At 55.3% G+C, this 12605-nt stretch carries 13 protein-coding genes; 6 read left to right on the top strand and 7 right to left on the bottom strand.

The features are described from left to right. Positions 1 to 87: 87 nt before the first annotated feature. From secM to mutT, 3 genes are all read left to right on the top strand, one after another. Positions 88 to 597: a secA translation cis-regulator SecM gene (gene secM / locus K7H21_RS23435; RefSeq protein WP_004128963.1), complete on the top strand. Its 510-nt coding sequence runs from the start codon at positions 88 to 90 to the stop codon at positions 595 to 597. Positions 598 to 656: 59 nt separating this feature from the next. After that, positions 657 to 3362 (top strand): preprotein translocase subunit SecA, encoded by a 2706-nt coding sequence (secA, locus tag K7H21_RS23430; RefSeq protein WP_049123295.1) that lies wholly within the window; start codon positions 657 to 659, stop codon positions 3360 to 3362. Between the two features lie 61 nt (positions 3363 to 3423). Beyond that, entirely contained in the window at positions 3424 to 3825 is a 402-nt protein-coding gene (mutT, locus tag K7H21_RS23425; RefSeq protein WP_004128968.1) for an 8-oxo-dGTP diphosphatase MutT, read from the top strand. Between the two features lie 56 nt (positions 3826 to 3881). On the opposite strand, the gene yacG is transcribed toward mutT, so the two are convergent. The 3 genes from yacG to coaE are packed head-to-tail and all read right to left on the bottom strand — an operon-like array spanning position 3882 to position 5449. After that, positions 3882 to 4076: a DNA gyrase inhibitor YacG gene (yacG, locus tag K7H21_RS23420; RefSeq protein ID WP_004128970.1), complete on the bottom strand. Its 195-nt coding sequence runs from the start codon at positions 4074 to 4076 to the stop codon at positions 3882 to 3884. Between the two features lie 9 nt (positions 4077 to 4085). Next, a complete protein-coding gene (gene zapD, locus K7H21_RS23415; protein ID WP_004128972.1) occupies positions 4086 to 4829 on the bottom strand; it encodes a cell division protein ZapD in 744 nt (247 codons plus the stop codon). Further along, positions 4829 to 5449, bottom strand: a complete 621-nt coding sequence (coaE, locus tag K7H21_RS23410; protein WP_004128974.1) for a dephospho-CoA kinase — start codon at positions 5447 to 5449, stop codon at positions 4829 to 4831. Before coaE ends, zapD begins: the two co-directional genes overlap by 1 nt. Positions 5450 to 5796: 347 nt before the next feature. Here coaE and K7H21_RS23405 point away from each other — a divergent pair, with 347 nt between their 5' ends. Continuing rightward, positions 5797 to 6840, top strand: a complete 1044-nt coding sequence (locus tag K7H21_RS23405) for a GMP reductase (protein ID WP_004128976.1) — start codon at positions 5797 to 5799, stop codon at positions 6838 to 6840. Positions 6841 to 6869: 29 nt separating this feature from the next. On the opposite strand, the gene hofC is transcribed toward K7H21_RS23405, so the two are convergent. The 4 genes from hofC to nadC form a co-directional block, all read right to left on the bottom strand. Beyond that, positions 6870 to 8075 (bottom strand): protein transport protein HofC, encoded by a 1206-nt coding sequence (gene hofC, locus K7H21_RS23400; protein ID WP_049113901.1) that lies wholly within the window; start codon positions 8073 to 8075, stop codon positions 6870 to 6872. Continuing rightward, positions 8065 to 9450, bottom strand: coding sequence for a type II secretion system protein GspE (gene gspE, locus K7H21_RS23395; protein ID WP_142469502.1), 1386 nt, complete (start codon positions 9448 to 9450; stop codon positions 8065 to 8067). The genes hofC and gspE overlap by 11 nt, the downstream gene beginning before the upstream one ends. A gap of 10 nt (positions 9451 to 9460) precedes the next feature. After that, a complete protein-coding gene (gene ppdD / locus K7H21_RS23390) occupies positions 9461 to 9892 on the bottom strand; it encodes a prepilin peptidase-dependent pilin (RefSeq protein WP_004128982.1) in 432 nt (143 codons plus the stop codon). A gap of 183 nt (positions 9893 to 10075) precedes the next feature. Further along, complete coding sequence (gene nadC, locus K7H21_RS23385; RefSeq protein WP_004128984.1) at positions 10076 to 10969, bottom strand: carboxylating nicotinate-nucleotide diphosphorylase; 894 nt, start codon at positions 10967 to 10969, stop codon at positions 10076 to 10078. Between the two features lie 200 nt (positions 10970 to 11169). On the opposite strand from nadC, the gene ampD reads away from it, so the two are divergent. Together ampD and ampE are read left to right on the top strand one after the other, a co-directional pair. After that, positions 11170 to 11721, top strand: coding sequence for a 1,6-anhydro-N-acetylmuramyl-L-alanine amidase AmpD (gene ampD, locus K7H21_RS23380; RefSeq protein ID WP_004128986.1), 552 nt, complete (start codon positions 11170 to 11172; stop codon positions 11719 to 11721). Positions 11722 to 11730: 9 nt separating this feature from the next. After that, on the top strand, positions 11731 to 12585 hold the full coding sequence (gene ampE / locus K7H21_RS23375) for a beta-lactamase regulator AmpE (RefSeq protein WP_004128989.1): 855 nt from the start codon (positions 11731 to 11733) through the stop codon (positions 12583 to 12585). Positions 12586 to 12605 lie beyond the last annotated feature (20 nt).

Below are 12605 nucleotides of genomic sequence, written 5' to 3'. Positions count from 1 at the left end.
TCATTCCTGCTGCCGTGACGACGTATTAATGTTAGTATTTGAACGCAAAATATTTCTTAGGGTTGCTACCAACAAAAGGTAACGTAATTGAGTGGATTGCTGACGCGCTGGCGACAGTTTGGCAGACGGTATTTCTGGCCGCATCTCCTGTTGGGGATGGTCGCGGCTAGCCTTGGCCTGCCTGCGCTTAGCAATGGTCATGAGCATGAGACCGCGTCGCCCGCAAAAACGACGTCCAGCAATCATCATCCTGCGAAAGTCAATTTTTCCCAGCTTGCGCTGCTGGAAGCTTCTAGCCGTCGACCCAATTTCACCGTTGATTACTGGCATCAGCACGCCATTCGTACGGTTATTCGCCATCTCTCTTTTGCGATGGCGCCGCAGGCGCTGCCGGTAGCGGAAGAGTCTTCACCGCTTCAGGCGCAGCATCTGGCTCTTCTCGACACGCTTAGCGCGCTGTTGACGCAGGATAGTACTCCTCCTGCCATTGTTCACCTGGCGGCATACACCCCCTCTTTTTCCCACCGCGCGTTTCGCGTCTGTACCTGGATTAGCCAGGTTACCGGCATTCGCGCCGGGCCTCAACGCCTCAGCTAAACCAAAAACGGACCATTCTATTTTTTGACTCCGCACCGCGGGGCGTTTGAGATTTTATTATGCTAATCAAATTATTAACGAAAGTATTCGGTAGCCGTAACGACCGTACGCTGCGTCGTATGCGCAAAGCCGTCAACGTGATCAACGCCATGGAACCGTCCATGGAAAAACTGTCCGACGACGAACTGAAAGGGAAAACTGCTGAGTTCCGCGCTCGCCTGGAAAAAGGTGAAGCCCTGGAGAGTCTGATCCCGGAAGCCTTTGCCGTCGTGCGTGAAGCCAGTAAGCGTGTCTTCGGTATGCGTCACTTTGACGTTCAGCTGCTCGGCGGCATGGTTCTCAACGACCGCTGTATTGCAGAAATGCGTACCGGTGAAGGTAAAACGCTGACCGCAACGCTGCCTGCCTATCTGAATGCGCTGACCGGTAAAGGTGTTCACGTGGTGACCGTTAACGACTATCTGGCGCAGCGTGATGCCGAGAACAACCGCCCGCTGTTTGAATTCCTGGGTATGACCGTTGGCATTAACATGTCCGGCCTGCCTGCGCCGGCCAAGCGTGAAGCCTACGCAGCCGATATTACTTACGGTACCAACAACGAATACGGCTTTGACTATCTGCGCGACAATATGGCCTTCAGTCCTGAAGAGCGCGTGCAGCGCAAACTGCACTATGCGCTGGTGGATGAAGTCGACTCCATTCTGATCGATGAAGCGCGTACTCCGCTTATTATTTCCGGCCCGGCTGAAGACAGCTCGGAAATGTATAAGAAAGTGAACAAGATCATTCCGCACCTGGTACGTCAGGATAAAGAAGACTCTGAGACCTTTACCGGCGAAGGACACTTCTCCGTCGATGAGAAAGCGCGTCAGGTAAACCTGACCGAACGGGGTCTGGTGCTGATTGAAGAGCTGCTGGTAAATGAAGGTATTATGGAAGAAGGCGAGTCGCTGTACTCACCGACTAATATCATGCTGATGCACCATGTGACTGCCGCGCTGCGCGCGCACGTGCTGTTCACCCGCGATGTTGATTACATCGTTAAAGATGGCGAAGTGATTATCGTCGACGAACATACCGGTCGTACGATGCAGGGGCGTCGCTGGTCCGATGGTCTGCACCAGGCCGTTGAAGCAAAAGAAGGCGTTGATATTCAAAACGAAAACCAGACGCTGGCTTCAATTACCTTCCAGAACTATTTCCGCCTGTACGAGAAGCTGGCGGGGATGACCGGTACTGCCGATACCGAAGCGTTTGAATTTAGTTCGATCTACAAGCTGGATACCGTTGTGGTCCCGACCAACCGCCCGATGATTCGTAAAGACATGGCGGACCTGGTTTATATGACTGAAGCGGAAAAAATCCAGGCCATTATCGAAGATATCAAGCAGCGTACCGCCGCGGGCCAACCGGTGCTGGTGGGGACCATTTCTATCGAAAAATCAGAAGTGGTCTCTAATGAATTGACGAAGGCGGGTATCAAGCACAACGTGCTGAACGCGAAATTCCACGCCAGTGAAGCGGATATCGTCGCTCAGGCGGGCTATCCATCTGCGGTGACCATTGCGACCAACATGGCCGGCCGTGGTACCGACATTATGCTCGGCGGTAGCTGGCAGGCCGAGGTCGCCCAGCTGGAAGACCCGACTCCGGAACAGATTGCGCAGATCAAAGCCGACTGGCAGGTTCGTCACGATGCGGTACTGGCTGCGGGCGGTCTGCATATCATCGGTACCGAACGCCATGAATCTCGCCGTATTGATAACCAGCTCCGCGGTCGTTCAGGCCGTCAGGGGGACGCCGGTTCTTCCCGTTTCTATCTGTCGATGGAAGATGCCCTGATGCGTATCTTCGCGTCTGACCGCGTGTCCGGCATGATGCGTAAACTGGGTATGAAGCCGGGTGAGGCTATCGAACATCCGTGGGTGACCAAAGCGATTGCCAACGCGCAGCGTAAAGTCGAGAGCCGCAACTTCGATATCCGTAAGCAGCTGCTGGAATATGACGATGTGGCCAACGACCAGCGTCGCGCTATTTACACCCAGCGTAATGAGCTGCTCGACGTGACCGACGTGAGCGAGACGATTAATAGCATTCGTGAAGACGTATTTAAAGCGACCATCGATGCCCATATTCCTCCGCAGTCGCTGGAAGAGATGTGGGATATTGAAGGCCTGCAGGAGCGTCTGAAAAATGATTTCGACCTCGATCTTCCGCTCAAAGAGTGGCTGGATAAAGAGCCGGAGCTTCATGAAGAAACGCTGCGTGAGCGCATTCTGCAGAGCGCCATTGAAACCTATCAGCGTAAGGAAGAAGTGGTTGGCGCTGAGATGATGCGTCACTTTGAAAAAGGCGTCATGCTGCAAACGCTGGACTCCCTGTGGAAAGAGCACCTGGCGGCGATGGACTATCTGCGTCAGGGCATCCATCTGCGCGGCTATGCGCAAAAAGATCCGAAGCAAGAATATAAGCGTGAATCTTTCTCCATGTTCGCTTCAATGCTGGAATCCCTGAAGTATGAAGTGATCAGTACGCTGAGTAAGGTTCAGGTGCGGATGCCGGAAGAGGTGGAAGCGATGGAGCAGCAGCGTCGTGAAGAAGCTGAGCGTCTGGCGCAGATGCAGCAGTTGAGCCACCAGGACGATGATACCGCTGCCGCGGAGGCGTTGGCTGAACAAACTGGCGAGCGTAAAGTGGGTCGTAACGATCCGTGTCCGTGCGGCTCCGGCAAAAAATATAAGCAGTGCCACGGTCGCCTGAGCTAAGCTTTTACAATCTTGAATACCAGGGCGCAGATATCTGCGCCTTTTTTATGGAACAAAGACAATGAAAACGCTGCAAATTTCAGTGGGTATTATCCGTAATTCGCAAGGGGAAATTTTTATAACGCAGCGCGCTGCCGACGCGCATATGGCGAATAAACTTGAATTCCCTGGTGGAAAAATCGAAGCAGGAGAGTCGTCAGAGCAGGCCTTAGTTCGCGAATTGCAGGAAGAGGTCGGCATTACGGTACGTGCTTCCCGTCTGTTTGATAAGCTGGAGTATCAGTTTCCCGATCGTCATATCACGCTGTGGTTCTGGCTGGTGGAAAGCTGGGATGGCGAGCCGTGGGGTAAAGAAGGGCAACCGGGTCGCTGGATTGCGCAGAGCGTGCTTGTTGCAGAGGATTTTCCGCCGGCAAACGAACCCGTCATTACGAAGTTAATTCAATGTTCTCAGATCGGGTAGGGTGCGTCTGCATCCGGCAAATCAGGGCGGGCCTGCACATGCCCGCCCGAAATCCGTTACTCTTTTTCTTCGCTCCAGCCGTCGCTATCTGATAGATCGCTACTGCTCGGGATACGTTTCTCTTCCGCTGCCCATTCGCCTAAATCGATAAGCTGACAGCGCTTGGAGCAGAACGGGCGATACGGGCTCTGCTCATTCCAGACCACAATTTTGCCGCAGGTTGGGCAGTTGACGGTTATCTCTTCGGACATAATGACTCCTTAACAGCAGGCCAGTTCAAAATCAAAACGCTCCGGCACGATGCCATGTTCGCTGTCCAGCGGCATAAAGCGGATGGCAAAGCGGCTCTTGTGGCCTGATATTTGGGGGTAGAGCTGGCTGGCAAGATCCAAACGCAGACGCAGCAGATCGGCATCTTCGCCGTTGTCCTGATAAAAACCGTTCAGGCTGGTCTGCTTACGGAAGGGGGCCGAGTTACGGATGAGATCGAGAATGAGCATCAGCGATTGCGTCAACGGTTCCAGGCTGGCCAGCCACTTACCGACCTGCTCATCACGGTATTCCTGCGGCATATGCAGCCAGATGTGCAGCGTCGGAAGATCGAAGCTACAGCAGCCGCCCGGGATGCTCAGGCGTTGGCGTACCAGGGCGATCAGGCGATCCTCTCGCAGGTACTGGCCGATACGTGGCGCCGACATTAACGTACTGCCTGATTGCTTCAGCTGCTGACGGAGTTCGTTGATACGATCCTGATCAACCCCAGGGACTTCCGCCCAGGATTGCAGCTTCCTCTGCTGGCGATCCAGCTCTTTCATCAGATCGGTACGCACTTCACCGCGTTCAAAAACATCTAAAAGGTCGCCGATATTGCGGAAAAAATGCAGCGCATCAGCATGGCTGGTAATGGCGGGATGTACGGCCAGCTGCTGGAGCAAAAACTCAATACGCAGCCAGGTACGCATTTTTTCATTAAGCGGATGTTCAAATAGAACAGGGGTAGACATTACGGTTTTTCCTGTGAGGCGGCCTGCGTTGCCAGCTGTTGATACTTTGCATGCAGGCGGGCGACAGCTGATGCGATGGCACCAGGTGAACCCATATTTTCAATAACATCATCCGCAACGGCAAGGCGCTGCTCGCGCGTGGCCTGAGCGGCAAGAATATGTTCCGCATGTTGTCGGCTGACCCGATCGCGAAGCATCGTGCGCTCTATCTGCGTCTCTTTAGGTACATCAACAACAAGGACGCGATCGGCTTTAGCGGACAAACGGTTTTCGACCAATAAAGGTACAACCCAGAGAATATAAGATGAGGTGGCAAGCTGCATCTGGCGACGCGTTTCCTGCTGAATTTGTGGATGCAGCAGCGCGTTTAGCCAGCTCTTATCCTCTGCATGAGCGAAAATTTGCTCACGCAGAGCACGACGGTTGAGGGTGCCATCTTCATTGAGTATCTGCGGACCGAAGCGTTGAACAATCGCGCTTAGCCCCGGAGTGCCGGGCTCTACTACCTGGCGCGCGATTATGTCAGCATCAATAACGTTAACCCCGAGGTGTGAGAATGCATCGGCTACAGTACTTTTACCACTGCCGATGCCGCCTGTTAACGCTACCGTGTATGCCATACACCTCAATCCTGAAACTGACTACATGCACATTTTTCAATAATAGCGCCGTTATTTACGACGCGACGACGCCACTGCGACAGTTGGTTTATCGGTCTGATATCAACCAATAAAGCGCTGTCACCACCTATTCTGGTTTTTTTGTGCATGCAAATCAAATGGTTAAAAATGATACGCCAGCGATGGGATATCGCAAATTCGCTTTTGGCTATTCACCAGGTAAATTTATACGATTGTAGCGTAAATAAAGTGAAAATCGCAGTCTTGCGCGGCCATGATTCGTGCGTATGATAGCGTCACTGGAGTTGTGCTCTCACAATAATGCAATTAACCCCAGGAATTCGCACATGCGTATTGAAGAAGATTTGAAGCTTGGTTTTAAAGACGTTCTTATCCGCCCGAAACGTTCTACCCTCAAAAGCCGTTCTGACGTACAGCTGGAACGTGAATTCACTTTCAAACACTCTGGCCTGGCCTGGACTGGCGTGCCGATTATTGCTGCTAATATGGACACCGTTGGCACGTTTGCTATGGCTAAAGCTCTGGCTTCGTTCGGCGTTCTGACTGCGGTACATAAGCATTACAGCGTTGAACAGTGGCAGGCGTTTGTTCAGAGCGTATCGGCAGATGTCGTGCAGCACGTCATGGTCTCTACTGGGACCTCCGACGCGGATTTCGAAAAAACCAAACAGATTCTGATCCAGAACCCGCAGCTTAGCTTCGTATGCATTGACGTGGCGAATGGCTATTCCGAGCACTTCGTGCAGTTTGTCGCGAAAGCGCGCGAAGCCTGGCCGCAGAAAACCATCATTGCAGGTAACGTTGTTACCGGCGAAATGTGTGAAGAGCTGGTTCTTTCGGGCGCCGATATCGTGAAGGTTGGCATCGGCCCGGGTTCCGTATGTACAACCCGCGTGAAAACCGGTGTCGGCTATCCGCAACTTTCCGCCGTGATTGAATGTGCCGACGCGGCGCACGGCCTGGGCGGGCAGATTATCAGCGACGGCGGATGTACTATGCCCGGGGATGTGGCTAAAGCATTCGGCGGCGGCGCAGATTTTGTGATGCTTGGCGGTATGCTGGCCGGGCACGAAGAGAGCGGCGGTACCGTAGTTGAAGAGAACGGTGAAAAATTCATGCTGTTCTACGGCATGAGCTCCGAGTCGGCGATGACCCGTCACGTTGGCGGCGTAGCCCAGTACCGTGCGGCGGAAGGCAAAACCGTTAAGCTGCCGCTGCGCGGCCCGGTTGAAAACACCGCGCGCGATATTCTTGGCGGCCTGCGCTCCGCATGCACCTACGTTGGTGCTTCACGCCTGAAAGAACTGACTAAACGTACGACTTTTATTCGCGTACAGGAACAAGAGAACCGCGTGTTCAACAGTCTGTAATGCCGCTCGCTGGCGCGTTTGCGCCAGCGTTATCCCCCCATTCCGCTAATGGCGTCGCCCAGATGAAAAATGGGTAAATACATCGCCACCACCAGCACGCCGACAATCGTTCCTGTTACAACCAGCATCATCGGCTCCAGTAAGGTGGCCAGATTATCTGCCTGCTGATGCGTCTGCTCGCTATGGTGACGAGCCAGATTGGCCAGCATAGTATCCAGCGAACCCGAAGCTTCACCGGTACGAATCAGCTGTAGACACAGCGGCGTAAATCCTCCGCTGTTGGCGAGCGCCTGCCAGATGGGATCGCCGTGGGTAATTTGCCGGCAAACCTGGCGGAGTCTCTGTCGCCACAGCGGACAATTCAGCGTTTCCTCTACGCTTTGCAGCCCTTGCAGAAAGCTGATACCGGCGCTTTGCGTCAATGCGAGTACGGTAAAAATCTGGCTAAGCCGCTGGCCACATAGCAGTTTGCCAAACACCGGCAGCGTATGGAGCAGCTTCTGACGATACAGTAGCCAGCCTGGCCGCTGGCAAATCAGCCGGTTGAGTATCGCAGGTAAAATTACCAGCGCCGCGAGTAATGGCCAAAAGCGAGTTAGCCCCTCGCCGACGCTCATTACCGCGCGGGTCAACCACGGCAGCGGGGTGTTGAAAGTTTGATATATAGCGGCAAACTCCGGTAAGACGAAGCACAGCATTCCCATGACCACCAGCAGCGCCAGAGTCAAAATAATCAGCGGGTAGCGCAGCGCTTTTTTCACTTTCTCGGTGAGAAGCAGCTGTTCTCGCTGCTGCTGGGCCAGCTCGGCGCAGCATAGCTCCAGTTTACCGGTAAGCTCACCGGTGCGGATCATGGCCAGATATAACGGGGGGAACGCTTCAGGCCATTTTTCCAGGGAGCCTGAAAGCGAAATGCCCTGCGCTAGATCTGCTGCCAGGGTTTGCAGCAACGCTTGCCATTGCGCATTGGGCTGCTGCTGCGCCAGCAGTTCCAACCCCTCAGCCAGCGGGAGGCCGGCCTGAAGAAGGGCCGCCAACTGGCGGATGATTTCACCGCTGTAGCGCGGATGCCAGAGGGCGTTTTGCACGCTACAGCAGCGCAGCGTCAGCGGGATAATTCGTTGTCGCTGTAGAGCCTGCAATGCCTCGGGGCGATTATCCTGCCAGAGCGTTCCCTGGCAGGGAGCGCCCTGGAGAGTGATACCGCGCCAGCGCCACAGTCGTTTAGTCGCCATGCGGTATCCCCAACACGCGTACCACTTCTTCCAGACTGGTCATCCCATGTTCGACGGCCAGGCAACCGCTCTCAAATAGCGTCATCATTCCGGATTCCCGTGCCAGGGACTCGATCTCCCCGGCGCTAAGACCCTGAGTTATCGCCTGCCGTAACGCGGTATTGACGGGTAGCAGCTCAAAGAGCGCCAGGCGACCGTAGTAGCCGTGATAGCAGTGCTGACAGCCCGGAGCCTGCCAGCGAGGAAGCGCCCGCGGCCACAGGCTGTGCGGAACATCAGCCGAACTGCCGGTTTCCCGCCGGCAGTGGGGGCACAGCTTGCGTACCAGACGTTGAGCAACCACCAGCGAAAGCGCGGATGAGATCATCCAGCGCGCAACGCCCATCTGCTGCAGACGAACCAGCGTTTCACTGGTTGAATTGGTGTGCAGCGTTGAGAGCACCAGGTGCCCGGTCTGCGCTGCTTTTATCGCAATTTCAGCGGTTTCCGCATCGCGTATTTCTCCCACCATTACGATATCGGGATCCTGACGGAGCAGGGCGCGCAGTACGCTGTGAAAGGTTAAACCCGCCCGGGGGTTAATCTGCGTCTGATTCATCCCCACAATGGGGATCTCCAGCGGATCTTCAACGCTGCATATATTGACTTCGTCGCGGTTCCGCGCCTGCAGCGCGCTGTATAAAGTGACGGTTTTCCCACTCCCCGTCGGACCAGTGACCAGCATCAGGCCCTGGGGTTGGTTTAGCGCCGAACGGAAGGCGGCAAGCTGCTGGGCGGAGAGCCCCAGCGCCTCCAGGTCCAGCGCTTGTTCGACCTGATGTAGTAAACGCAGAACGATTTTCTCCCCTCCGCGGCAGGGAAGCGTGGCGATCCGAAACGAGACCGGGCGATCGGAGAGCGTGAGGGTGAACTGACCGTCCTGCGGCACCCGGTGTTCGGCGATATCCAGATTGCCGAGCACCTTAAGTCGGGCGGTGATGGGGGCGGCGAGTTCCGCGGCGAGCGGAGCAAGAGAATGGAGGACGCCGTCTACCCGCAGGCGAATTCTCAGGCGATCGTCGCCTGGTTCGATATGAATATCGGATGCGCGCTGGCGCAGGGCTTGTTCGAGAAGGTTATTTACCTGTTCAACGATGCTGGCCGACGCTTCAACAGGTGGGGTGAGTGTTGATATTCCCGGCGTCTGCAGCCGTTTGTCCATCCGGTCCTGGTTCCAGCATTCGATATCAATCCTTTTCTGAGTCGCGAAGCGCAGGGCTTCCATGAGTTCCGGCGCAGGGGCATCGACTACGGCGATGGCAATGGTGTTTTCATCGCTATCGAGCAGCAATGCCTTGTAGCGCTGGCACAGTGGGATCAATTGTTCAGTTTTCATTGCTGCCCTCTCAGTTAAAACGGAACACATCTTCACAGGCCTGCTTAAGTGCGCTATCGCCAGTAATATTGCAAACGCGCTGCCAGCCGGTGATACCGTTAGCGTTATCCCAGGACGGCGTCATGGTGACGCTCAGGCCATTGAGGCTTTCCTGGCCGGTGAGCGTGACAACGCCCGTCGCTACGGTCATAGCGGAGACGTAGCGGGTGGTTGCGGGGGAGGGGATCCCGTTGCTGCCGCCATCGCAGGGGGTTAATCCGCCGTGCTCCAGCGCGCATAGCTCAATGGCGGTACGGAAAGGGACGAAGGTTTGTAGCATGTCGGTAAGCGCCGCTTTTCGCAGGTAATTCTGATACGCCGGAATGCCGATTGCGCTGAGAATGGCGATGATCCCGATGACCACCATGAGTTCGATGAGGGTAAAACCACGTTGTTTGTCCATAAGTTGCTCCTTGTTATCTTCAGGAGCACTTTGCCGGGATTTTTTCAGCGATACGATCCGCAGATTTCGCCTAAGGAAGCAGGGTTCCAGGCTTTTTGGGCCGCTTGCATGGAGGGATTATTGGCATGCGAGTCAGTTCGCAAAAGTGAGCCCCGGCATAAAGTGAAAACCGGGGCAAGGCAATCAACGGAAACGCATAGAGAGGTCGAGGGCGCGCACGTGTTTCGTCAACGCGCCAACGGATATGTAGTCGACGCCGGTTTCGGCAAATTCACGAATGGTATCGAATGTGACGTTGCCGGAGACTTCCAGCGCCGCCTGACCCTGGGTAAGTTTGACCGCTTCGCGCATCAGGTCGGTAGTGAAGTTGTCGAGCATAATGATGTCGGCGCCGGCTTTTAGCGCTTCGTCCAGTTCTTCAAGAGTTTCGACTTCCACTTCTACCGGCACATCAGGATGAAGCCAGAACGCTTTTTCAACCGCCTGCCGTACCGAGCCGGAAGCGATAATATGATTCTCTTTAATCAGAAAGGCATCGGAGAGGCCCAGACGATGGTTGGCCCCACCGCCGCATAAGACCGCGTACTTCAGCGCCGTGCGCAGACCCGGCAGCGTTTTGCGCGTATCGAGCAGCTGAGTTTTGGTACCCACCAGCAGATCAACGTAGCGGCGGACTTCACTCGCTACCCCGGACAACGTTTGCACGAAATTGAGTGCGGTGCGCTCGCCGGTGAGCAGAATACGCGAAGGGCCTTCCAGCTCGAACAACGGCTGGTTTGCTTTTACTGCATCGCCATCGGCAACATGCCAGGTGAAGTTAACGTCATCGCCCGCAAGCTGAATAAAGACTTCTTCTACCCAGCGTTTACCACAAAATACGCCATCTTCGCGGGTGATCACGACCGCATGCGAGTGCGCGTCCTGAGGCAATAATTGTGCGCTAATGTCGTTATTCGCATCCACTTCGCCGCCTAAATCTTCCCGCAGGGATTGAGCGACGGCATCGGTAATATCAAGATTAATACGCTCCAGCAGCGCGTCACGGCGGCGGTCGGGATTGTAGCGACGAGGCGTCATGATAAAGCTCCAGATAGATAAGATTCAGAAGTGGGAAACATGCTAACCTGAACAACGTTTTTGTACCACATCCGCTTCATTTTGCCGGCGGTTTCAGCGTTTAGCTTTTGGCGTTAGTCCGCTGAGCGAGAGGGCGTATGATGCAGGGGATTCGTTGGGCGCGGTGCCGCCATGCATAAGCTAGTAAAAGGAGACTCAACATGCAGTTGAACGGGGGATGGCTGGTCGAGGCGCGTCGGGTACCTTCGCCGCATCAAGATAGCCGTCCGGATAATGAAACTCCCTCTTTGCTGGTGGTGCACAATATAAGCCTACCGCCCGGCGAATTTGGCGGCCCGTGGATTGATGCCCTGTTCAGCGGTACGCTCGATCCCCATGCCCATCCTTTCTTTGCCGAGATTGCCCATCTTCGCGTTTCGGCGCATTGTCTGATTCGCCGCGATGGCGAAATCGTGCAGTATGTGCCTTTCGACAAGCGCGCGTGGCACGCGGGTGTTTCAAGCTATCACGGGCGCGAGCGCTGCAACGATTTTTCGATAGGCATTGAGCTGGAAGGGACCGACGAGCTGGCTTATACCGACGCGCAGTATCAGCAGCTGGCAGCCGTTACCCGTCAGCTTATCCCGCTCTATCCGGCGATAGCTGACAATATCACCGGCCATAGCGATATTGCGCCAGTGCGTAAAACGGATCCCGGCCCGGCTTTTGACTGGGTAAAGTTTCGCGCTCTGTTAACCCCGTCGTCAGAATAAGGAGATGCCATGACGTTGTTTACTACGCTGTTAGTCCTCATTGCCGAGCGCTTGTTTAAGCTGGGCGAGCACTGGCAGCTCGATCATCGGCTGGAAGTGCTGTTTCGCCGGATAAAGCATTATTCCCTGCTGACAACCATACTGATGACGGTAGCGGCTGCGGCGGTTGTGTTTATTATTCAGCGCCTGCTGCAGGGGCAACTGTTTAACGTTCCGCTGCTGGTGTTCTGGATCCTGCTTGGCCTGCTGTGCATAGGCGCAGGTAAAGTCCGCTTGCACTATCACGCCTACCTGAAGGCCGCGGCGCGCGATGATAGCCGCGCCTGCGACGCCATGGCCAGCGAACTTACCCTGATCCACGGCGTACCACCCGGCTGCGACCAGCGTGAGTATCTGAGCGAGCTGCAAAATGCGCTGCTGTGGATTAACTACCGCTATTATCTTGCTCCGCTGTTCTGGTTTGTGGTCGGCGGGCCGTGGGGGCCGTTAACCCTGATCGCCTACTGTACGCTGCGGGCCTGGCAAACGTGGCTGGCGCGTTATCAGACGCCGCGCCATCGCTTACAGTCGGGTATCGACGGCATTCTGCACGTGGTTGACTGGGTTCCGGTACGCCTGGTCGGCGTGGTGTACGCTTTGGTTGGACACGGTGAAAAAGCCTTACCGGCGTGGTTTGCCTCGCTGGGCGACCGCCACTCTTCTCAGTATCAGGTATTGACGCGTCTGGCGCAGTATTCGCTGGCGCGTGAGCCGCACGTGGATAAAGTGGCTACGCCGAAGGCGGCGGTCTCCATGGCGAAGAAAACCTCGTTGGTGGTCGTGGTGATTATGGCGCTGCTGACCATTTACGGTACGCTGATTTAAGCGCCTGCCCGTTGGCGGGC

It is taken from the genome of Klebsiella sp. CTHL.F3a (assembly GCF_019890895.1).
Taxonomy (GTDB): domain Bacteria; phylum Pseudomonadota; class Gammaproteobacteria; order Enterobacterales; family Enterobacteriaceae; genus Klebsiella; species Klebsiella grimontii.
This window is presented reverse-complemented; position numbering and strand designations above follow the sequence as displayed.

Excerpts from the sequence above, each read along its gene's own strand:
- secA (WP_049123295.1), top strand. The coding sequence starts at position 657 with ATGCTAATCAAATTATTAACGAAAGTATTCGGTAGCCGTAACGACCGT.
- mutT (WP_004128968.1), top strand. The coding sequence starts at position 3,424 with ATGAAAACGCTGCAAATTTCAGTGGGTATTATCCGTAATTCGCAAGGG.
- yacG (WP_004128970.1), bottom strand. The coding sequence starts at position 4,076 with ATGTCCGAAGAGATAACCGTCAACTGCCCAACCTGCGGCAAAATTGTG.
- zapD (WP_004128972.1), bottom strand. The coding sequence starts at position 4,829 with ATGTCTACCCCTGTTCTATTTGAACATCCGCTTAATGAAAAAATGCGT.
- coaE (WP_004128974.1), bottom strand. The coding sequence starts at position 5,449 with ATGGCATACACGGTAGCGTTAACAGGCGGCATCGGCAGTGGTAAAAGT.
- K7H21_RS23405 (WP_004128976.1), top strand. The coding sequence starts at position 5,797 with ATGCGTATTGAAGAAGATTTGAAGCTTGGTTTTAAAGACGTTCTTATC.
- hofC (WP_049113901.1), bottom strand. The coding sequence starts at position 8,075 with ATGGCGACTAAACGACTGTGGCGCTGGCGCGGTATCACTCTCCAGGGC.
- gspE (WP_142469502.1), bottom strand. The coding sequence starts at position 9,450 with ATGAAAACTGAACAATTGATCCCACTGTGCCAGCGCTACAAGGCATTG.
- ppdD (WP_004128982.1), bottom strand. The coding sequence starts at position 9,892 with ATGGACAAACAACGTGGTTTTACCCTCATCGAACTCATGGTGGTCATC.
- nadC (WP_004128984.1), bottom strand. The coding sequence starts at position 10,969 with ATGACGCCTCGTCGCTACAATCCCGACCGCCGCCGTGACGCGCTGCTG.
- ampD (WP_004128986.1), top strand. The coding sequence starts at position 11,170 with ATGCAGTTGAACGGGGGATGGCTGGTCGAGGCGCGTCGGGTACCTTCG.
- ampE (WP_004128989.1), top strand. The coding sequence starts at position 11,731 with ATGACGTTGTTTACTACGCTGTTAGTCCTCATTGCCGAGCGCTTGTTT.